At 66.1% G+C, this 21,321-nt stretch carries 17 protein-coding genes and 1 tRNA gene; 7 read left to right on the plus strand and 11 right to left on the minus strand.

Features of this window, described 5'->3' with window-relative positions:
- Positions 1 to 5: 5 nt before the first annotated feature.
- The 11 genes from flgK to NNJEOMEG_RS02660 all read right to left on the minus strand — a co-directional run bounded on the left by flgK (position 6) and on the right by NNJEOMEG_RS02660 (position 13,893).
- A complete protein-coding gene (gene flgK, locus NNJEOMEG_RS02610; protein WP_173080985.1) occupies positions 6 to 2,129 on the minus strand; it encodes a flagellar hook-associated protein FlgK in 2,124 nt (707 codons plus the stop codon).
- Positions 2,130 to 2,603 carry a flagellar export chaperone FlgN gene (gene flgN, locus NNJEOMEG_RS02615; RefSeq protein ID WP_173080987.1) on the minus strand — a complete coding sequence of 158 codons (474 nt, stop codon included), beginning with the start codon at positions 2,601 to 2,603 and terminating at the stop codon, positions 2,130 to 2,132.
- A gap of 12 nt (positions 2,604 to 2,615) precedes the next feature.
- Positions 2,616 to 3,845, minus strand: a complete 1,230-nt coding sequence (locus NNJEOMEG_RS02620) for a peptidoglycan DD-metalloendopeptidase family protein (protein ID WP_173080989.1) — start codon at positions 3,843 to 3,845, stop codon at positions 2,616 to 2,618.
- Positions 3,846 to 3,887: 42 nt separating this feature from the next.
- Entirely contained in the window at positions 3,888 to 5,006 is a 1,119-nt protein-coding gene (locus tag NNJEOMEG_RS02625; protein ID WP_173080991.1) for a flagellar basal body P-ring protein FlgI, read from the minus strand.
- Between the two features lie 68 nt (positions 5,007 to 5,074).
- Positions 5,075 to 5,839: a flagellar basal body L-ring protein FlgH gene (locus NNJEOMEG_RS02630; protein ID WP_173080993.1), complete on the minus strand. Its 765-nt coding sequence runs from the start codon at positions 5,837 to 5,839 to the stop codon at positions 5,075 to 5,077.
- An 18-nt stretch (positions 5,840 to 5,857) separates the two neighbouring features.
- Positions 5,858 to 6,874: a flagellar basal body P-ring formation chaperone FlgA gene (flgA, locus tag NNJEOMEG_RS02635; protein WP_173080995.1), complete on the minus strand. Its 1,017-nt coding sequence runs from the start codon at positions 6,872 to 6,874 to the stop codon at positions 5,858 to 5,860.
- Positions 6,875 to 6,888: 14 nt separating this feature from the next.
- A complete protein-coding gene (gene flgG, locus NNJEOMEG_RS02640) occupies positions 6,889 to 7,674 on the minus strand; it encodes a flagellar basal-body rod protein FlgG (RefSeq protein ID WP_173080997.1) in 786 nt (261 codons plus the stop codon).
- A gap of 13 nt (positions 7,675 to 7,687) precedes the next feature.
- A complete protein-coding gene (flgF, locus tag NNJEOMEG_RS02645) occupies positions 7,688 to 8,473 on the minus strand; it encodes a flagellar basal-body rod protein FlgF (RefSeq protein ID WP_173080999.1) in 786 nt (261 codons plus the stop codon).
- A 65-nt stretch (positions 8,474 to 8,538) separates the two neighbouring features.
- Entirely contained in the window at positions 8,539 to 10,512 is a 1,974-nt protein-coding gene (locus tag NNJEOMEG_RS02650) for a tetratricopeptide repeat protein (protein ID WP_173081001.1), read from the minus strand.
- Positions 10,513 to 10,599: 87 nt separating this feature from the next.
- A complete protein-coding gene (locus NNJEOMEG_RS02655; RefSeq protein ID WP_173081003.1) occupies positions 10,600 to 11,466 on the minus strand; it encodes a tetratricopeptide repeat protein in 867 nt (288 codons plus the stop codon).
- A 42-nt stretch (positions 11,467 to 11,508) separates the two neighbouring features.
- Positions 11,509 to 13,893, minus strand: coding sequence for a glycosyltransferase family 39 protein (locus NNJEOMEG_RS02660; protein ID WP_173081005.1), 2,385 nt, complete (start codon positions 13,891 to 13,893; stop codon positions 11,509 to 11,511).
- A gap of 113 nt (positions 13,894 to 14,006) precedes the next feature.
- Here NNJEOMEG_RS02660 and NNJEOMEG_RS02665 point away from each other — a divergent pair.
- From NNJEOMEG_RS02665 to NNJEOMEG_RS02695, 7 genes are all read left to right on the plus strand, one after another.
- Positions 14,007 to 14,082, plus strand: a tRNA-Gly gene (locus tag NNJEOMEG_RS02665).
- A 79-nt stretch (positions 14,083 to 14,161) separates the two neighbouring features.
- Positions 14,162 to 14,704, plus strand: a complete 543-nt coding sequence (gene rimP / locus NNJEOMEG_RS02670) for a ribosome maturation factor RimP (RefSeq protein WP_173081007.1) — start codon at positions 14,162 to 14,164, stop codon at positions 14,702 to 14,704.
- Positions 14,705 to 14,724: 20 nt separating this feature from the next.
- Positions 14,725 to 16,047: a transcription termination factor NusA gene (gene nusA / locus NNJEOMEG_RS02675; protein ID WP_173081009.1), complete on the plus strand. Its 1,323-nt coding sequence runs from the start codon at positions 14,725 to 14,727 to the stop codon at positions 16,045 to 16,047.
- 28 nt (positions 16,048 to 16,075) lie between these two features.
- On the plus strand, positions 16,076 to 16,273 hold the full coding sequence (locus NNJEOMEG_RS02680) for a DUF448 domain-containing protein (RefSeq protein WP_235956801.1): 198 nt from the start codon (positions 16,076 to 16,078) through the stop codon (positions 16,271 to 16,273).
- Positions 16,260 to 19,214: a translation initiation factor IF-2 gene (infB, locus tag NNJEOMEG_RS02685; RefSeq protein ID WP_173081013.1), complete on the plus strand. Its 2,955-nt coding sequence runs from the start codon at positions 16,260 to 16,262 to the stop codon at positions 19,212 to 19,214. Before NNJEOMEG_RS02680 ends, infB begins: the two co-directional genes overlap by 14 nt.
- Before the next feature lie 6 nt (positions 19,215 to 19,220).
- A complete protein-coding gene (locus tag NNJEOMEG_RS02690; protein WP_173081015.1) occupies positions 19,221 to 19,805 on the plus strand; it encodes a hypothetical protein in 585 nt (194 codons plus the stop codon).
- Positions 19,786 to 21,294: a hypothetical protein gene (locus NNJEOMEG_RS02695; RefSeq protein ID WP_173081017.1), complete on the plus strand. Its 1,509-nt coding sequence runs from the start codon at positions 19,786 to 19,788 to the stop codon at positions 21,292 to 21,294. Before NNJEOMEG_RS02690 ends, NNJEOMEG_RS02695 begins: the two co-directional genes overlap by 20 nt.
- The last annotated feature ends 27 nt before the right edge of the window (positions 21,295 to 21,321 follow it).

Raw genomic sequence — 21,321 nt, forward strand, 5'->3', positions numbered from 1 at the left:
CCTCCTTATTGCTTGAGCCCCAGCACCGTCTGCCACATCTGGTCGGCGGTGGAGATCATTTTCGCCGCAGCCTGGTAGGAGTGCTGGAACTTCACCAGGTTGGACATTTCCTCGTCCAGGTTCACGCCCGACACTTCCAGCTGCCGGTTGTTGAGTTCCTTGGCCAGGGTGTTCTCGAAGTCGTAGTTGAACTTGGCGTTTTCGGTGTCCACGCCCACCACGCCCACCAGGCTGTTGTAGTAGGCCTGGATGGTCTGGGTGTTGGGGGCGTCGAAGGAGGTGCGGATGGACACCTCCTTGGTGCGCAGGCCCGCGATGGCCAGGGCCGTGGAGTTGTCGCCCTGGTTGGCCTCGCCCGCGCCGTTGATGTGCCCGGCGTTGATGAAGCCCGTGTCGGAGCCGCACAGGGGGTTGATGGTCAATGTTCGGGCGTCGTCCCCGGCGAAGAAGGTGTTCACGCCCAGGGCAGCCCAGAGGCCCGTGGCGTCGGTGCCGAAGCCGAAGTTGAAGCCGCTGGCGGCGTTGATCTGGAGCTGGTTGTTCACCACCGAGGCGGTGAGCATGCTCCCGAAGGTGTTGTTGACGGCCTGGGCCACGTCGGCCAGGGAGTGCTGCGTGGGGTCGAAGAGCTGGATGCCCGCCGTGCCAGCGTCGAAGTCGATGAAGCCGCTGGAGACCAGCTCTCCCGTGGAGCTGTTGTAGACGTACAGGGTGGACGCGCCGGACTGGAGCTTGTTGCCGAAGGCCAGGCCGGAGGAATCCGAGCCCAGGGCCACGGAAGCGTCGCGCGCCGAATAGGTGCCCGTGACGTCGGTGAACATCTTGGTGCCCGCGCCCTGGCTGTGGATGCGGTTGGTCTCCCAGACGATGGTGTCCACCAGGGCTTCCAGGCGTTCGCGGTAGCGGCCTACGTTGTAGTCTCGCAGCTGGAAGTTTCCGGCGAGGCTTCCCCCCGTCACGCGCGTGGTGTTGTCCTGGCCGTTGAAATACATCTGCGGCGTGATGTTCACGGGCGTGGCCGCAGACTGGTACCAGAAAAGCCCCGACTTTGGCACGATGGTGAAGGAGTCGCCCACCTGGAGCTGGCCGGTGGGGGCGATGCCCGCGTTGGAGGACTGGCCGAAGTAGATGCTCAGGTTGCCCGCGTCCACCGAGAGGCCCTCGGGCCGGGCGGAGAAGGTCTTCACGGCGCCGGAGTCGCTGCGCAGCCAGGTGACGCCGCCGTCCAGGGACACCTGGAACTGGGCCGCCGAACTGCCCGAGGAGACGTCGCCGGCCTGCACCACGCGCACGGTGTACTCGAAGTCGTCGCGCCCGGAAAAAAAGACCGTGCCGTCGAAGCTGGAACCCGGCGTGAGATTCTTGATCACCTTGTTGCTTTCGAGCGCCACATCATAGTGGTTGATACCGTCCACGAAGGTGTGCCCGGCCTTGTCCATGATGATCAGGTTGGCCCCGCCGTTGTCGATGACGTTGATGTCCACGATCTCGGCCAGGGCGCGGATCTTGCGGGCGCGCTCGTCGAGCAGGCCGTTGGCGTTCTGTCCGGGCGGATTGTTGTGCACGGCCAGCTGCGCGTTGAGGCCCGCGATGTCCTCGAAGAGGGTGTTGAGGGTGTCCACGTCCTGGGCGATGTAGGATTCGGCCTGCTGCTGGATGGTGTCCAGGTCCGAATCGGCCTGGCGCAGGATGGAGATGAGCGTCTGCGTGTCCGAGAGCACGTTCTGGCGCTGCGGGTAGCTGGAGGCGTCCAGGGTGAGGTTCTGCCAGTCCTGGAAGAACTTGGTCATGGCCAGGGACACGCCGTCGGAGTTGGCCTCGTTGAAGACGGACTCCACGGAGCGCATCATCTGGTAAAGCGCGTTGTAGCGCTCGGACGAGGAGGCCTTGGAATTGTAGGAGGACTCCACGAAGTTGTCGAACATGCGCTGGATTTCGGCGGCGCGCACGCCCGTGCCGATCTGGCCCGGGGTGGAGTCGACGTAGAGGTCGTCCTGGAAGACCACCCGCTGGCGCGAATACCCGTAGGTGTTCACGTTGGCGATGTTCTGGCCAGTGACCTCGATGGCCACCTGCGAGGCGTTCAGCGCCTTCTGGCCGCTGTTGAGGAGCGAGGAGATGCCGGGCATTTACAGGGCCCCCCTCAGGATTGCCGGAGCGGGCTTCGTGCTGGCGAAGACACCCTTCGGGCCGTAGGATTCCTTCTTGGGCGTGAGCTGCTTCTTGAAGAAGTCCACGTAGGTGGTGGACTGGTCGAAGAGGGCCAGGGCCAGGGAGTAGCTCTTCTCCGCCTGCTTGGCGCAGGTCTGCTCCAGGCGGTCGATGCGCTCGAGCAGGGCCTCGGCGTCGGCCCACCGGTCGCCGAAGGCCCCTGCGACGTCCTTCAGGCGCTTGGCGGCCGGATCCATGGCCTGGATGAGCCGACGCACTTCCTTGCGCTCGCCCATGAGCTGGCGCATGAGCTCCTGGATGGAAAACTCCTGAGCCCCCACGGACTGGGGCTTGAATTCCTTCAGATGGGTAAACTCTTCCTCCTGGAGGAAAAGAAGCACCTTGAGCGCCTGATGCTGGCGGGTAAGATTTTCCAGGATGCGCTTGGTCATGGCGTTCTCCTCCTAGAGCCTGGGCACGGCCAGCCGGGGGTCCGGCGCGGCGGCGAGCATTGGCCCGCCTGCCTTGGCCGGGTCCACCGCCTCTTCGCCCACGCGCACCTCGAAGTGCAGGTGGGGGCCGGTGGCCCTGCCCGTCTGTCCCACCTCTGCAAGGAGCTGGCCAGCCTTGACGGCCTGCCCCTCGGCCACCGCGTTGGAACGGTTGTGGCCGTAGAAGGTGCGCATGCCCCCGGCGTGCTCCAGCACCACCAAGTTGCCGTAGCCGCCCTTGCGCCCGGAGAAGACCACCGTGCCCTCGCGCGCGGCCACCACCGGCGTGCCCTCGGGCGCGGCGATGTCGATGCCGCCGTGCCACGCCCTCTGCCCCGTGAAGGGATCGCGCCGCCAGCCGAAGTTCGAAGTCAGCTCGCCTTCCACCGGCTGCACCATGGCCCCGGAGGCCAGGGCCGCGTCCTGGGCGGGCAGGTACTGCGCGCCGGGCAGGCCCAGATGCTGGGAGGGCGTGCCGGAAAGCGGGGGACCGGGAAGCGGCCGGGAGCTACCGGGCCTGCTCCCGGCGTTGGGCGCGGCGTTGGGCGCGGCCTGGACCACCTCCTGCCCCTGGCGCAGGCCCTGGGTCCGCAGCGGATTGAGGGCCCCCTGCCCCCTGGGGTCCGTCGTGCGGGCCTGGGGTCCCGTGGGCGTGGTGGCGAAGGCCGTGGAGCGAAGCCCGGCCATCCCCTCCGTCCGGGACTGCTGCTTGCCCGAACGGGCGGCCAGCTGGGACTCCATGAAGTCCGCCAGGCCCAGGCCGCCTTTTTTGGCCATGGACTTGGAGAACTCCTCGTCGAACATGGAGACGTACTGATCTTCGTAGCTCGAGTGGAGCAGGCCGTCCTTGGGCACGGTCTTGCGCATCTCTTTGAGCAGCTGGGTGATGAACACCGACTCGAAGCCCTCGCAGGCCTCGCGCAGCTTCTTGGCCTCGGTGTCCCCGGCCTGGGTCATGGCCTTGTTCTGGGCCTGGCGCGCCAGGGTGTTCACGGCCTGGGGGTCCATGCCGGCCGCCTGGGCCTTTTCGGGGGTGAGCGAATCCAGGATTTTGCCGAAGGCCTTTTCCGGGGCCTGCCCCCCCGCGCCGTGGGCCATGCGCCCCCCTGCCCTTCCGGCCTGGGCGTTCCCCGGGGCCGCCGGGGACGCGGGAGCGGCCGGGGCGGTCTGGGGCTTGGCTGGCGCGAGGGGGGAAAGGCTCATGGCGTCTGCTCGCTTGTCCGTGCGGTTCCGGGCGCGGCCGGGCTAGATCACTTCCAGGTCGGCGTGGAGCGCGCCGGCCGACTTGAGGGTCTTGAGGATGCTGATGAGGTCGCGCGGGGTGGCGCGCAGGACGTTCAGGCCCTCCACCAGTTCCTGGAGCGTGGCGCCTTCCACCATGCGCAGCTTGCGGTTCTCCTCGTTGGCGGCCACGTTGGTCTCGGGCGTGACCACGGTCTGGGCGCCCAGCGGGGCGAAGGGCAGCGGCTGGGAGACGTCGGCGGACTCCTGGATGAGGATCTGGAGGTTGCCGTGGGTCACGGCGGAGCGCGTGAGCTTCACGTTGAGGCCCACCACCACGGTGCCGGTCTTTTCGTCCACCACCACGCGGGCCTTGTTGTCCGGGGTAATCTCCAGGTTCTCGATGACGGCCATGAGGGGCACCAGGTTGCCCTTGCTCTGCTCGGGGATGTCGAGCTTCACGGTGGAGGCGTCGGTGGCGCGGGCGAAGCCGCCGCCCAGGGCCTGGTTGATCTTCTTCACGATGGCCATGGAGGTTGTGAAGTCCGGGTAGCCCAGGTTGATGGTCAGGTCCTGCTGGTTGTTGAAGTCGAAGGGCACGGCGCGTTCCACGTTGGCTCCGCCGGGGATGGTGGCCACGGTGGTGACGTTCTTGGTGGCCGAGGCCGCCGCGCCCGAGGCGGAGAAGCCGCCCACGGCCACGGGTCCCTGGGCCAGGCCGTAGATTTCGCCGTCCACGCCCTTCATGGGCGTCATGAGCAGCACGCCGCCCAGGAGGCTGGAGGCGTCGCCCAGGCTGGAGACGGTAACGTCGAGCTTGGTGCCGGGCCGCGCGGCGGCGGGCATCTGGGCCGTGACCATCACCGCGGCCACGTTGGCGGGGCGCAGGGCGCGCTTGTCCACGCGCACGCCCATCTTGTCGAGCATGTTCCAGATGGACTGGATGGTGAAATCCGAGCCGCGCTTGTCGCCCGTGCCGCCCAGGCCCACCACGAGGCCGTAGCCCACCAGCTGGTTGGTGCGCACGCCCGAGAAGGAGGCCACGTCCTTGATGCGCGCGGCGAGAGCCCCCGAGGGGGCCAGCAGGGCCAGAACGACGGCCGCCGCCAGAAGGTTGCGTGCGGTGTTGGTCTTCATGCTCATTCTCCCGCGGCCTGCCCCCCTCCCCCGAGTGGAGCCGGGCCGCTTCCACGTTGTCGCGTAGGCTGTTTCTAGTAAGGCCAGATGTTGTCCAGGACGCGCGAGAGCCAGCCGGGCTTCTGGCGGTCGGCCAGAACGCCCGTGCCGAACATGTCCACCTGGGCCTCGGCCAGGGCCGAGGAGGAGACGGTGTTGTCCGGGCCAACGTCCATGGGGCGCAGGAGGCCGCGCACCACCATGATCTGCGTGTCTTCGTTGACGCGCACCTGGCGCGCGCCTTCCACCTGCATCACCCCGCCGGGCAGGATGTTCACCACCCGGCAGCCGATGGTGTAGGTGACGGTGGACTCGCGGCTGGTTTCACCGTCGGAGTCGAACTGGTTGTTGGTGCTGTTCTTGATGATGGGCTGCCCGGTCCCCACGTAGCCCTGCATGCCCAGAAAGCCCGCCACGTCGATGCCGGTGGCGCCCTTGAGCTGACTGTTGCCGGGGATGGGCGTCATGGAGTGCTGGTTGAAGTAGTTGTCAACCTGGTCGGTCATGGAGTTCTTCTTGTTGGACTTGGTCTTGGACTTGTTCTTGGCGTTGGACTTCTCCACCACGTTGACCATGACGATGTCGCCGATGCGCCTGGCCCGGTTGTCTTCGTAGAGGTAATAGGGCTGGGCGGCCTGGGAGTAGAGCGAACCCGGGTTGTGCGCCGGGGACGGGGCCTGGGTGACCGGCGGCGTGAGAGAGGACATGGGCGAGGGAACGTGCTTGGCCGGAGGGGCGCAGGCCGAAAGGGCCGCCGCCAGGGCGCAGACCGCCAGTGTCTTGGTTTTCCTGAAATTCATGGCTCGACTCCTTGCCGACTAGCGGACCACGACGGTCTGGGCGTCCTGGACCACGGCAGCCAGCTCCTTGCCGCTTTGCATGTTTCGTACCGTTATTTGCGCCCCCTTGGCTCCGTCGCTCAGGGCGGTCACGGGCATGGAGAGCGAGATGGCCCGGCCCTTCCAGAGGCAGGTGACCTTGTCGCCCTTCTGGATGGCGGGCATGAGCTCAACCGTCTCGCTGGTGAGGGGCATGCCCGGATTGAGGGAATAGCGGGCGCGCACGGGGGTCGGGTCGCCCTGGAAGTTCCAGGGGGTTCCGCGCACCAGGGCCAGGTTGCGCCGCTCCCAGGAGATCTTCTCGGGGCCGATGGTCCCTTCCTTCACGTTGATCGGCCTGGACGCCACGGGCACAACCCGCCAGAGGTTCACCTGGGCGCTCACGGCGTGCTGGCGCAGGACGCGGCCCTCGGGCGAGCTGACCGTGAGGCGCAGGTTCACCCGCCCGGGAACGAGGGTCCCCGTGGACTCCACCGTGAGCTTCTCCAACTCCTCGTCGATGAAGAGCTGGCCCGGCAGGGCGATGTCCTTGACCTCGATCTCGCCGTCCTGTCCCGTGAGGTTCGCCGTCAAATAATCGACGATGAGCCGGTCCACGGTGTTCTCGGCCACGGGTTTTCCGCCGCCCTTGCGCAGCACCAGCTGGCCGGGCACGCTGAAATTGGCCTGGGCGCCGGGGAAGAGGCGGTCCAGGTCTTCGAGGATCTTCTGGCGCGGCAGGGTGATCTGCCCTTCGCGGCCCGGGAAGGGCCAAAGGGGCGTCGAGGCCAGGATGCGCCAAATTTCGGGATCGATGCTGCCCACGGGCTCGGCCACGTCGCCCAACATCACGCGGTCGCCGGTCACGGCCACGGCGGGGCGGAACTTGAGCTTCCAGTCCATGGTGTTGCTCGCCCCCAGGCTGGCGGAGGCGAAAAGGCCCAGCAGGGCGACGATCCCCAGGAGGACGGCCAGGGCGGGGCCTATGCGGCGCAGGGTGTGGATGGAGACGTTCATGGCATGCCTCCGGGCTAGCGTTTGAGGTTCACGGCGGTCTGCAGCATGGCGTCGGCCGTGGAGATGGTCTTGGAGTTGGCCTCGTAGGCGCGCTGGCCCACGATGAGCCCCACCATTTCGTCCACCATCTGCACGTTGGACATCTCAAGGAATCCCTGGACCAGGGTTCCGGCGTTCTGGTCGCCGGGGGTGAGCTCCTGGGCCGCGCCGGAGGCCTCCGATATCTGGTAGACGTTGCGGCCCAGGGCGGTGAGGCCCGGGGGGTTGATGAAGGTGTAGAGGGGGATGGTGGTGGTGGCCAGCACGTTGCCCTGGCCGTCGGTGGCGTTGATGACGCCGCGCTCGGTGATGACGATGTTGGTGGCCTGCTGGGGCACCGTGAAGGCGGGCTGGAGCGTGTAGCCGTTGGCGTTGACCACCGTGCCGTCCTGGTTGAGCTTGAAGGCCCCGGCGCGGGTGTAGACATCGTTGCCGGCCGCGTCCTGCAGGCGGAAGAAGCCCTGGCCGGAGATGGCCACGTCGAGCTGGTTGCCGGTGTTCTGGAAGTCGCCCTGGGTAAAGAACTTGTGCACCGTGGTGGGGCGCACGCCCATGCCCACCTGGAGGCCGGTGGGCAGGCGCGAGCCGCCCTCGTTCTGGGTGCCGGCCACGGCGAGGGTCTGGTACATGAGGTCCTCGAACTCGGCGCGGCTTTTCTTGAAGCCCAGGGTGTTCACGTTGGCCAGGTTGTTGGCCATGGTGTCTATCTGGAGCTGCATGGCCACCATGCCGGTGGTGCCTGTGTACAGTGAGCGCATCATGATCCGTATCCCCCTACCTGGTCTCGCCGACCTTGGTCGACGCCTGCTGATCCATTTCCTGGGTGCTGGAAATGATCTTGGTGTAGGCCTCGAAGGAGCGCTGCACCTCGATCATGGCCACCATCTCCGACACCACGTTCACGTTGGCCTGCTCCAGGTAGCCCTGGTAGACGCTGGTTTTGGAGCGGTCCACGGGCTGGGTGACGGGCTGTGAGTTGTTGGGCCCGGTGAAGAGGCTTTGGCCGTATTTCTTGAGCTGCTTGACGTCGGGCACGTCCACCACGTCGATGGAGCCCACGATCTGTCCGTCCACCGTCATCTGTCCGTCGCCCGTGACGGTAACGGTCTGCCCCTCGGGAATGGCCACCGGCCCGGCCTGTCCCATGACGGGGTAGCCCTGGTTGGTGACCAGCATGCCCTGGTTGTTGCGATAGAACTGCCCGTTGCGTGTGAGGAACTGGCCTTCCGGGGTCTGCACGCGGAAGAATCCGGGCCCGGAGATGGCCAAGTCCAATGGGTTGCCCGTTGCGTTGAGCCCGCCCTGGGTGGCGTCCACGGTCTGTTCGGCCAGCCTGGGCTTTGCCACCACGAGGGGTTTGGGCAGGAGCTGCTTCTGCTGGAGGTCGTTTCGCGCGTCGGGGCTGTAGTCGGTGGCCATGCGCTGGAACACGTCCTGGAACGAGACCCTGTCGGCCTTGTACCCGGCGGTGGTCACGTTCGCCAAATTGTTGGCGACCATGGCCATCCTGGTTTCGTTGCTGAGCGCTCCGAACAGCGCGCTGATTGAGCTTTGTTGCATGACGGCGCTCCTCCTCGTCCCCAAGGACAGCAGGAAGCGTGCCAGCAGGAAGGCGGGACGGGCGCTTAAGCGGGAGCCGCCTCCCCGACGCCCGGGAAGCCAGGAGGCTCCGTGCCGTGCACCTCGCGCCAGGTGTCGGCGAGGAACCGGAGGAAGTCCGCGTCTTCGGGGACGGTGGTCAACTCGGCGACCTCGGCTTCGCAGGTGTAGCGGTGTTTCCCGCCCAACAGGAGTGCTTGGCGCATGGATTCGCGCGCTTCTTCGAAACGCCCCAGGAGAAAGAGCGTATAGGCTCGGTTCCCTAATACCATGTCCTTATCCGTGGTATGCGGCAAGGCCCTGTCTAAGGCCTCCAGTGCAGAATTCAACGCCTCCGTGCGCTGAGTCACGTCCTTCCAGAGCACTTTGGCCTGAATCAACCGATCACAACCTATTCCATTCCTGGCTGTTGCCACATGTCGCTGCACTTCCGGACTGGAGCAAACACCAAAACGGCGTTCCACCTCATCAAAAACAGCAAGCTCGTCTTTGTCTTTGCCTATGTTGCCGAGTGCCATACCTTTATTGACGAGAGCCAGGACAACCAACTTTTGGATGCCTGACTCCGTAGCGGAACCAAACCGTCGATCCACCTCATCGTAGGCGGCAATCGCCTGCCTGAGGCTCACTTTCCTGCCCAAAGCCCTGCCCCTGCACACCAGGGCCATTGCCACCTGTTCGCGAATGCCGGGATCCGGGCTGGTGCCGTAACGCCGATCGATCTCCTCATAGGCCGCTAGCCCTTCTTGTAAACGGCCTGCCCCCTCCAGCGCGATCCCTTTATTGAATAATGCCAACGCAACCCGCTCCTGCACCGCGCGGTCGTCGAATCCACCGAAGCGGTGCACTACGTCCTCGTAGGCGGCGAGCGCTTCTTCCAGTCGGCCCTCCCCCCCGTGGTGAGCACCGGTATTCACCAAGGCCATGGCCACCTTTTCCTGAATAGCGGGGTCGCTGGAGGAGCCATAGCGCCGGACCACCTCAGCATAGGCCGCCAGCGCGTCCTCCTTACGGCCTTCCCTGACAAACCCAAGCCCCTTGTTCACAAGGGATGACGCGACTTCCCTCTGCGCGCCGAGATCGGGAGAGTTACCGAATCGCCTGTCGATTTCGTCATACCCGGCCAACTCCTCGGCATATCGTCCGGCGTCGCGCAGCGAGACGGCCTTGGCGAACAATGCCTTGGCGGCGATCTCGTCAGAGGCCCCTACAAAAGCGGCCGCTTGCGCAAAATAGTCCAACGCAGACTCTTTGCGCCCAGAATAATACTCAGTAATCCCCTTTGCATACAGATGGTCCGCCGTATACTTTGATTCAGGAATATCTTTCAGGTCACGCCCAACAACATCAACCACTCTGCATTCCTGTTCAACACCATCAATATTTACATCACCATCATGCGCCTGCATAGTCCTCTCAAATGACTTTTTCAGCATCTGTACAGCATCGTTAAAATCACAATGACGCTGTTTAACGTCTTCCTCAACCCTATCTATACTATCTTTTACCTCCCGCGCCCGACTTTCAACATCCATAAGGCCACGTTGTATATTGGCTATTATATTCTCGCGTTCTTCGTCCAACCAAGCCTGCGCTTGTTCCTTCGCCTGCTTTCGCGCCTCCTTCCCAGCCTCTCTGTACGTAAGAAACCCACCAGCCCCAAGCAGTATCGTTATCAACAATGCAAACATATCTACCGAGCGCCCCGTATCACCAATGCGCCCCTCTTGAAGCTGTAGCCTACCATCCATTGATTTTCCGCGCTCTTCTTGAATTTTCTCCATGCCTTCTCGGCGGACCTGTTCCACCTCGCGATACTTCTCGAGTTCCCTCTCGAGCTTCTCCATGCGTTCGACAAGAACGGAAACATCCGTCGAGTGCTGCTCTGCAGCAGACTTCTGCTGAGCCAGCGCCACCGTGACGACCGGAAGATACATCACCCAAAGCATGGCAAGCAGTAAAGCGACACAAGATGCCCGAAAAATACACGCGATGATCATCGATGAACCACCATGCGACTTTGTTTGCTGGCACACTAAACCAAACAACAATGGCTGCGCAACAACTGCGCTTAAAGCGCGTCAGGCTTACAGGGCCGGAGGCTCCGTGCCCTGCACCTCGCGCCAGGTGTCGGCTAGGAACCGAAGGAAGTCCGCGTCCTCGGGGATTGAACGACCGGAGGCGTCCTGCACCTCGCAGGCGTAGACGCGCTCGCCGTCCACGCGCAGGGCCTCGGACAGGGGGGCACGGGCCTCCCCGGCCCGGCCCAGCAGGAAGAGCGCGTAGGCCTGGTTGCCCTGCACCGTGGGCGGGTCGTCGTGGAAGTCCAAGGCCTGGCCCAGCAGGCGCAGGGCCGCCCCCAGGCCCCGGCGTTTCCGACGCGACGCCGCGCGGGGCTTTGCCCGCATCAGAAGAACGAAGCCCAGGGCGTTGCGGGCGCGCGCGCCGTGCAGCAGTCCGTCGGCATCACCGGCAAGGGAGGCGCGACGCGCGGCGCGCGCGAAACAGCGCGCCGCCTCGCGCTCGCGGCCCAGCTTCAGCAGCAGCGTGCCCCGGTTGCACAGCGCCGCAGCCTCATCCGCCGCCGCGCCCGGACGGCCTGAGCCCTCAAGGCGCTTCAGGAGCCTGTCCGACAGGTCCAGGGCCTCCCGCGCGCGCCCCTGACCGGCCAGGAGCACCACCGAGTCGCCCAGGGCGGCGTCCACCCGGGCGGCGATCGTTTCGTCGAGGGAATCCAAGTAGTCTCGCGCAAGTTCCTCGAAGGCGTCCAGGGCCTCCCCGTCCATGCCCAGGGCGTCGAGCATCGCCCCCTGGGCGTGGAGGGCCTCGGCCCTCTCGGCCGGTGCGGCGTCCGGGATGCGGGCGGCGTCCTGGAAGCAGTCCAGCGCCCCGATGCGGTTGCCCCGCTCGCAACGCGCCCAGCCGCGCTCCAGAAGCCTGCCGGCCCGGCTCACTGCGGTCGGGCGCCCTGGGGATTGCCGCGAGGACATGACCCCCTAACGGGGCAACCTCTTGGGAGGCACGAAGGCGGCCGGGAGATCCGGGGTCTCCAGGGAGAGGTCCAAAAAGCCCACGGCCAGGGCGCGTGGATCGCCGGGGGAGAATGTGGACTCTGCGTCCTGGTGGTTGGCGCGCGCGAAGCGGAACTCCACCCTGCCCTGCCCGGCCCGGCCCGGCAGGGTCATGGATTCCGCCACCTCCTGCCCCGGGGCCAGGTCCTCGTGCAGGGACACCGGCTCGCCGTCGTGCAGGATCTCCACGCGCTGCCCGGGGATACGGTTGGTGAAGCGGTATTCCAGTCGCAACGGTCCGTCCTGGGGCAGCACGAAGGACATGGCGGCAGACCGGCCCGTGGCCCAGCGCATCAGGAGCCCGCCCGGCAGAGACTCCAGCTTGTCCAGGCCCTCCTCGCGCACGTCCAGGGTCCGGCTGAGGAAGCGGGCGTTCGAGTCCTCGCTCAGGAGCGTCAGGCGGCGCAGACGCACCTGCCCCAGGGCCCCCGCGCCGTTGTCGGCGTGGGTCGCTCCCGCCAGAAGCGTGGCCCTCAGCCACAGCTGCCGGTAGGGTCCAGGGACCTGCACGCGCGCCAGCAGGCTCGTCTCCCCGGCGGGATCGCGTTCGTCCAGCAGGGGGTTCCAGGGGCCGTCGTCGAAGCGGCAGTCCACCGCGAGCCGGTTGCCCGGGGCCAGCAGGGCGAAATCGGCCAGCAGCACGAGGGGGGACGGGGCGTCCTCGCCCTGAGTCTCCAGGAGGTAGACGACCTCGCCGGGGGAACGCTCCCGGGTGGGCACGAGGTCGCAGCCGAAATAGGGTGAAACCGTCAGGTCGCGCAGGGACCAGGCCCTGGCCCACACGTCCCGGGGGTCTGCGGTGAGTCCGACCGAAACGCCCCCGCTCGCCAGGGGGATGCGGGGCGAACGGCCCAGCACGGCCTGATAGAAACGGTAGCCCCCCACGCGGGCCACGGCGGCGGACTCCCCGAAGAGATATCGGAAACTGGCCTCTCCGTCGAAAAGATGGCCGAAGGCGACATAGTTGGTCACCAACACGGCGCGCACGGATTCCTGCGCCGGGTCCAGGCGCTGCCCAGCCGGGAGGCCGTCGCCGCCCATCTGCCGGGTGTACCAGTTGAGGCCCTCGAAGAGGTTGAGGTCATGGAAGGCGGCCATGTCCCCGGAAGCGAAATTGGCGCGCAAGGTCCTGGCGGCTTCACGGTAAGACCCCATGTTCCACCAGGTGGCCACCACGCCCTTTTCCGTGTAGTATTCACTGCCCCAAACCCAGGTGAAAACCCCGCCCAGCGACATGCAGACGAGCAAGGCGAACCATGGCCTGCACAGTGGGCGCGGGGCCAGGAGGTCCAGCCCCTCGGCCGCCAGGAGCATGGCCACGGGCAGGAGAAAACACAGGTGCACGGGGTAGAGATGGCTGGCGTACTGCACCGCCACCAGCGCGAGTGGCGGCGCGGCGAACACGACAAGCAGGAACGCCGCCGGGTTGCGGCGCAACGCAAGCGACGCGGACCCCGCGAGCACGAGCAGGGCCGTGGCCGCCCAGGCCCAGGGCCACACGGCCCCGAAGGCCAGCACGCCTTCGAGGGCCGCCGCCACCTTGGCCAAAGCGGCGGCGAAGCCCTTTCCTGCATCGAGTACGGCGTCGTGACGGCCGAATTTGGCCTCCCAGAGGAAGACGGCCGCGGGGGAGGCGCAAAGGACCGCCCCCAAGCCGTAGCCCGCCACGGACGACAAAGAAGGGATTCCGCGCAGGACCGACGAGGCGGCCGCGGCGCACCACTGGGCAGCCAGGGCGAGCAGCCCCCCGTAGTGGGCGAACGCCACGGGAAGGTTGGCCAGCAGGTTCCGCCGGGAGTCCCGGGAACGGCCCTCGCTCAGGTAGTTCAGCAGGCAGCCCAGCCCGAGGGTGAAGAAGAGACCCATGAGAGCGTAGGGACGCACCTGCCGGGATATCCAGATGTGCAGCGGATGAACGGTCAGCAGAGCCATGGCGGCAAGGGCCGCGAAGCGCCCGCCAAGGTGGCGCTCGCCCACCCTCCAGAGCGCCAGGAGCGTGAGGGTGCCGCCCAGGGCCGAGGGCAGGCGCAGCCAGAAGTCGGAGGCGCCGAACAGGAGCAGGATCTTATACAGATAATAATAAAAGGGCGGGTGGACCTCGACCTTGAGCGAAAGATCAAGGATGTATTCCCAGGATTTGGAAGCATTCTGGACAACGAGTATCTCGTCGGTCCACAAGGAAGGCGCGCCCAGGGCCCAGAAGCGCAAGGCCGCGCCGACGGCAAGGATAAGGACGGCGGCCAGGGGGAAGTCCAGATCGTTTTCGCCGGGGAGCCGGTCCCGGCCGAAAATGATGTCCCGCTCACGCATACTGTAATGCTATCAAAGGGGGCATGCCGGGCGCAAGGCCGGTCATTTCTCGACCGCGCGGAGCAAAAGGCTTGACACGCACCCCGATCCGCATAATATGAAGCACTTTGCGAGCGGGTGTAGCTCAGTTGGTAGAGTACAAGCTTCCCAAGCTTGGTGTCGCGAGTTCGAATCTCGTCGCCCGCTCCAAAAAAATCCTCATGACGTCCGGGTTCGCCCGAACGATTACAGGGGTGGGCCAATTGGTTCGGTCCACTTTTTTTTTGTTATGACGCAAGAAACTGAAAAAAAACTCACGCGAATCCGCGACCTTGTTGAGCCCTTTGCGGAGAGCCTGGGGCTTTCGCTCTGGGGCCTGGAGATGGTCGGCGGCGACGGACGCCCCACGCTCCGGGTGTTCCTCGACGGCCCGGAAGGGGTGGACGTGGAACACTGCGCCCAGGTGAGCCGCCAGCTCGGGCTGGCCCTGGACGTGGAAGACCTGCTGCCCGGGGCCTACCACCTGGAGGTTTCCTCTCCGGGCCTGGAGCGCCGCTTCTTCGCCTTCGAGCAACTGGCCCCCCACGAGGGCCGCGAGATCGACGTGACCCTGGCCCTCCCCGTGAACGGGCGCAAGCGCTTCCGGGGCGTGCTGGACTCCGCCCGCGACGGCGCGTTGGCGCTCACCTGCGAGGGCAACGCCCTGCGCTTCCCCTGGAGCGACGTGACCCGGGCAAGGCTGGTCCATCATTTTGAAACGCCCGAAGAGCTCAAGGCCAAGGGCAGAAAGACTTCCAAGGCAGACAAAGCCGCTCCCGCCGAAAAGGCGTAGCGGCATCCGGAGGACCTTCCATGGGCATGGAGCTTCGCAAGGCCATCGACCAGATCAGCAAGGACCGCGGCATCGACCGCGACCTGCTCATTGACACCCTCGAAGAGGCCGTGCGTTCCTCGGTCGCCCGCAAGTTCGGCGACCATATGGACATCGAGGTCAGCTACAACGACGAGGCCGGCGAAATCGAGGTGTTCCAGTTCAAGATCGTGGTGGACGAGGTGGAAGACCCCCTCTCCGAAATCAATCTGGAAGATGCCCGCCTGGTTGACCCCAACGTCCAGATGGACGACGAACTCGGCTTCAAGCTCAAGGTGGAGGATCTGGGACGCATCGCGGCCCAGTCGGCCAAGCAGGTCATCATCCAGCGCATGCGCGACGCCGAGCAGGAAATCATCTACGAGGAATACAAGGACCGCAAGGGCGAGATCGTCTCGGGCATCGTGCAGCGGCGCGACCGCGGCGGCTGGATCATCAACCTCGGGCGCACCGAGGCCATGCTCCCCAAAGAGGAGCAGATCCCCCGCGAGCGCTACAAGCGCGGCGACCGCGTGCAGGCCTTCATCATCGAAGTGCTGCCCAGCGGACGCGGACCCCAGATCATCATCTCGCGCACCCACCCGGACTACATGGCCGCCCTGTTCAAGCGCGAAGTGCCCGAGGTCTCCGACGGCACGGTGCGCATCCTGGGCGTCTCGCGCGACCCGGGCTCGCGCGCCAAGGTGGCCGTCTCCTCCAAGGACCGCGACGTGGATCCCGTGGGCGCGTGCGTGGGCGTGCGCGGCTCGCGCATCCAGAACATCGTGCAGGAGCTGCACGGCGAGCGCATCGACATCGTGGTCTGGCATCCTGAAATCGCCACCTTCGCGGCCAACGCCCTCTCGCCCGCGCGCATCACGCGCATCATGGTGGACGAGGACGAGAAAACCCTCGAGGTGGTGGTGCCCGACGACCAGCTCACCCTGGCCATCGGCCGCAAGGGCCAGAACGTGAAGCTGGCCGCCAAGCTCCTGGGCTGGAAGATCGATATCTTCACCGATTCGCGCTACTCCGAGCTCAACGCCGCGCGCGCGGGCATGGAGCAGCTGGCCAGCGTGGCCGAGATGAACATGGAGAACTTCCTGGCCGCCGGCTTCGACACCGTGGCCATGCTCGCCGAGGCCACCGATGAGGAGCTCGACCGCATCGGCGGCATGACGCCCTCCAAGCGCCAGGACCTGCGCGCCGCCATCCGGCTGCTCCTGCCGACGCCCAAGCCCGAGGAGAGCGAAGAGGACAACCCGGACGAAGCCCCCGAGGCCTCTGCCGAGGTCGCCCCGGAGACCGATGAACCCAAGGAATGAACCGTACGCGGGGCCGGTGCGAACCTGCATGGTCTGCCGCCGCCGGTTCCCGAAACATGAACTGACGCGCCACATCTGGAACGGCGATCTCACGCCGGACGTGGCGCAGATCCTGCCCGGAAGGGGCTATTACCGATGCGCGGGGGAGGCCTGTACGGCCAAGTTCCCCAAACGCGCCGCCGCCGCGAGGAAAGGCAAGGGGGAAGGCAAACGTGACGAAGCTTAGGGTCCGCGACCTCGCCAAGGAGCTGAGGGTCAGCAACAAGGACATCTACCAGGCCTTGCGGGAACTCGACATCCGCGTGTCCAGCGACATGGCCACGCTGGAGGACGACCAGATCGCCCAGGTGCGCTCGCGCATCAGCCAGGGCCTGTCCAAGTCCGAAGTGGTGCAGAGCCAGTCCCAGCCCGGGGTGGTGGTGCGCCGCCGCCGCCATGCGGCCGAATCCCATGCCGCGGCGTCCGGCGAGCCGCAGGCCCAGGCAGCGCCCAGCGTCCAGGAGCCCCCCCAGGACGTGCCCGGCGCGCCCAAGGAAGCCCCCGCACAGGCAGCGGAGCAGGCCCCCCGCTCCAAGCCCCGGCGCAAAATGATCGAGACGCCACCGGCCAGGATCATCTCCCAGCCCGAGCCCGAGCCCAAGCCCGACGTGGCCGAACTCCCCGTGGTGCACGAGCACGAGTTCGCCGCGCCCGAGCCCGAGGCCCCGAAGGCACAGGCACAGGACGAGCCGCAGGCCCCCGTGGCCGCGCAGGCTCCCGAGGCTCCCGAGACCGCCGAAGTCCCGCAGGCTCCCGAGGCCGTCAAGCCCCAGGACGAAGCCCAGGCCCCCGAGGCCGCCAAGCCCGCCGAAGCCGCCGAGGAGGCCCCTGCCGCCGAAGCCGGAGCGGAAAAGCGCGCCAAGAAGCCCAAGCGGGAAGTGGCCATCGGACCCCAGGTGCGCATCATATCCATGCCCGAGCCCCGCGCCCCCGAAGCGCCCCGCCCGGCCGCCAGCCAGCCCGGCGGATACCGCCCCGGCGGCCCCGGCGGCCCCGGCGGACCGCGTCCCGGCGGCCCCGGCGGACAACGCCCCGGCGGACCCGGCGGACCGCGCCCCGGCGGACCCGGTGGACCGCGTCCCGGCGGACCTGGCGGTCCCCGCCCCGGCGGACCCGGCGGCTTCGACCGCCCCGCTCCCGCGCCGGTGCCCGAATCCGACGACCGCAAACGCCGCAAGGACAAGCGCGTCGTGGAATTCGGCGCGCAGGCGCCCTCCGACGACGGCGACCGTCGCGGCGGCGGCAAACGCCGCATCGGCGAGATCCAGGACCGCACCGGACGCGGCGGCAAGCAGCACAAGAAGAAGAAGAGCGGCGACCAGGTGGCCCAGATCATGGCCGCCCAGGCCCAGGCCCAGCCTCAGAAGGCCGTCAAGCGCAAGATCCGCATGGAAGACGCCATCCGCGTCTCCGAGATGGCGCGCCAGATGAACCTCAAGGCCCAGGACCTCATGAAGGTGCTGCTCTCCATGGGCATGTTCGCCACCATCAACCAGTCGCTGGACTACGAGACCGCCGTGCTCATCGCGGCCGAGTTCGGCTACGAGGTGGAAAAGAGCGGCTTCGACGAGGACCAGTTCCTCACCGCCGAAGAGCAGGACGCCCCCGAGACCCTCAAGCCCCGCCCCCCCGTGGTGACCATCATGGGCCACGTGGACCACGGCAAGACCTCGCTGCTGGACGCCATCCGCTCCACCAACGTGGTCATGGGCGAGGCCGGCGGCATCACCCAGCACATCGGCGCGTACCACGTGGCCACCCCGCGCGGCGACGTGGTCTTCTTGGACACTCCCGGCCACGAAGCCTTCACCGCCATGCGCGCCCGCGGCGCCAAGGTGACGGACATCGTGGTCCTGGTCGTGGCCGCCGACGACGGCGTCATGGACCAGACCCGCGAGGCCATCAACCACTCCAAGGCGGCCGGCGTGCCCATCGTGGTTGCCGTGAACAAGATGGACAAGCCCGGCGCGGAGCCCGACCGCGTGAAGCGCGAGCTCTCCGAACACGGCCTCGTCAGCGAAGACTGGGGCGGCGACACCATCTACGCCCACGTCTCGGCCAAGCAGCGCACGGGCCTCGACGGCCTTCTGGAGATGATCCTCCTCCAGGCCGAAGTGCTCGACCTCAAGGCCAACCCGGACAAGCGCGCCAAGGGCCACATCATCGAGGCCAAGCTCGACAAGGGCCGGGGCCCCGTGGCCACGGTGCTCATCGAGGAGGGCACGCTTAACCAGGGCGACGCCTTCGTCTGCGGCCTCTTCTCGGGCCGCGTGCGCGCCATGTTCGACGACCAGGGCCGCAAGATCAAACACGCCGGACCGGCCATGCCCGTTGAGGTGCAGGGCTTCGAGGGCGTGCCCGAGGCGGGCGAGGTGTTCAGCTGCGTCGAGGACGAAAAGGTCGCCCGCCGCATCGCCGAGACCCGCATGCACAAGCAGCGCGAACGCGAACTGGGCAAGGCCACCAAGCTCACCCTGGAGACCTTCCTGGCCTCGCGCGGCGAAGCCGAGGCCCAGGAGCTCAAGCTGGTGCTCAAGGCCGACGTGCAGGGCTCCCAGGAGGCCATCGCCGAGGCGCTGGGCAAGCTCTCGGGAGACAAGGTCAAGGTGCGCATGATCCACGCGGGCACCGGCGCCATTACCGAATCCGACGTGCTCCTGGCTGCCGCGTCCGGGGCCGTGGTCATCGGCTTCAACATCCGCCCGAGCGTGAAGGTCAAGGAACTGGCCGAACGCGAAAACGTGGACCTGCGCTTCTACGACATTATCTACAAGCTGGTGGACGAGATCAAGGCGGCCATGACCGGCATGCTGGCCCCGGTGCTCAAGGAGCAGTACCTGGGCCAGGCCGAGGTGCGCCAGGTGTTCAGCGTGCCCAAGGTGGGCATGGTGGCCGGCTGCGGCGTGCTCGACGGCAAGATCGGGCGCAACTCGCAGATACGCCTCCTGCGCGACTCGGTGGTCATCTACACCGGCAAGCTCGCCAGCCTGAAGCGCTTCAAGGACGACGTGAAGGAAGTCACCAAGGGCTACGAATGCGGCATGGGCCTCGAAAACTTCAACGATATCAAGGTCGGGGACGTGATCGAAGCCTTCGAGACCGTCGAAGAGAAAGATACGCTGGATTAGCGAGGCATGACCGCGCAAGGACTCAACCGCCTGGAACAGGAGGGTCGGGCACGCCCGTCCCTCCTTTTCGTGTTCAGGGTGTTGCTCTGCGTCGCGGTAATTTCGGTTCTGTCGGCCGCCTACACCAGCCTGCCCCAGTGCGCCTACTGCCAACTGGCCGCACCGTTCAAGACCGGAGTCACGGGGCTGAGCTATCTTCTGGAATGCAGCAACTTACGGCAAAGCGTCCAGAACGTGGACAACCTCGTTGAAGAGACGTCGGAGGTCTCCGGCTGGACCCTCCTGCGCCCTGCCGATCCGTCCCGCCCGGGTCAGATCGTCCTGAAGGTCAAGAAAGATCGCCAGGACTGCATCTTTTACCCTCGCATGTCCGGCGCGGAGGCCTTCGTGGAGGTCTGGGAGGACGGCCAGCCCAAACGCCTGGCCGCCGCCACTGGCGCCGCCGCGTGGAGCCCCATAGGCCGCCAGCACGTGGTCGAACTGTATTGCGCCGAAAACGGCGCCCGCCAGGACATCGACGTAAACCTGCGCATCGTCTTGAACGGACGCTGGGCCCAGCTCTGGATGAAGGATGGACGGATACTCTTTTAGGTCGCTCAGATGGTGGGGCCTCGCCGTACTGACGTCCCTGGCCTGCGCGGCCCTGCCTTACGCCCTGGGCACTTTGTGGCTCAAAGCCTCTTTCGGCTTCGACAGGGCTCAGTATCTGGCGCTTATCTCGGATTCGATCCACTACTGGCACGAGACCCTGAACATGGCCCGTGTGCCCCTGGATACGGGCTTCTACGGCTACCAGGAGACCCATGCGCCCCTGGGCCGCTATGGCGTTCACGCCCCCTGGGTGATCCTGGTCTACGCCCTCGGCGTGAAGCTCTTCGGGGCCGCCTCCACACTGCCCATCACCCTCAACGCCTGGCTGTTCGGCTTGGCGATCCTGGCATATCAGGCCATCACGCGGGCGCGCGGCATCGACATGGCCGCACTGGTCGCCCTTTGCGCCCTCTACGGTCCATTCCAGCTGGGATTGGCCTGGATTTTTCCGGACATGCTCAACGTGTCCCTGGTCGTGGTACTGGCCGCAATGGCGCGGCGCGCCCTCAATGATGAGGGCGACCGCCCCTTTTTCTGGGGCATGTTGGCCGTCAGCATCCCCATGGTGCTCATCCGAAAAAGCTGGCTTCCCCTACTTCCCCTGTTCGTAGCGCTGCACTTCATGAAGCACCGCAGGGTATGGAAAAGCTATTATCTGGCCACGGCCTTCGCCGCTCTGACCACCTGGGCTGCCTACACCTATGCCACTGCCCCCTACCATTTCGCGGAAACGCTGCAGTTCTTCAAGTTCACGGATCTCTTCCGCGGCGGCATGGAACAATTCTCGAAAATGGTTTCCTACAGTGCCACATCGCTCTTGCACATCCACCGCGAGATGTTCTACGGAAATCTCTTCGGGTTGACCATCCTTGCCGCCTCTCTTGCCGGTGCAGCCACCTCCCTGCTCCGTCGCCGTCTGGGCGAGGCGCTCTTCCTGCTGCTCACGCCCCTCACGGCGTTTCTCTATATTTTCGGCCACTTCTTCAACGGCATCATTGCCGTGCGCCATCTTTCCGCCGTTTTTCTCCTGGGCCTTATGACTTCCGTGCTGGGCCGCCAGAAAACGCTTTACGCCTTGTTCCTAGTGGCGAACCTCATTCTGTACCCGGCCTTCCTGGAAGCCTTCCAGAAGCTTACGCTTCCGGAATACGCCGCAAGCGGCGTCCACGAGGCGCTGGCCGAACTGCGCCCGATCCTGGCTCGGGAGATGGTTCACACGGCCGGGGGCGACCCCTGGCTCAACACGGTGGCCACCCAGGACTATTACCGCTCGCTGCTGGCGCTGCCACCCGGTTTCGCCTTCAACGCCGTGCGGCCGCAGCACCCGTCCTTCAAGCCACCCCTTCGCTCGCGCTATGTTCTGCTCTCCGATCCGGAGCTCTTCCTGCCCCTGTTCCCCGCGCCGCCGCGCCTGATCCTGCGTACGTTCGACGGGGCCTACCTCTACGAGAACACTGGGGCCGCCTCGCAAGCCAAGGACACCCAATGATCGCGGGGTACTCTTCCTCTCCAATCC

The organism is Fundidesulfovibrio magnetotacticus (assembly GCF_013019105.1).
GTDB lineage: Bacteria > Desulfobacterota > Desulfovibrionia > Desulfovibrionales > Desulfovibrionaceae > Fundidesulfovibrio > Fundidesulfovibrio magnetotacticus.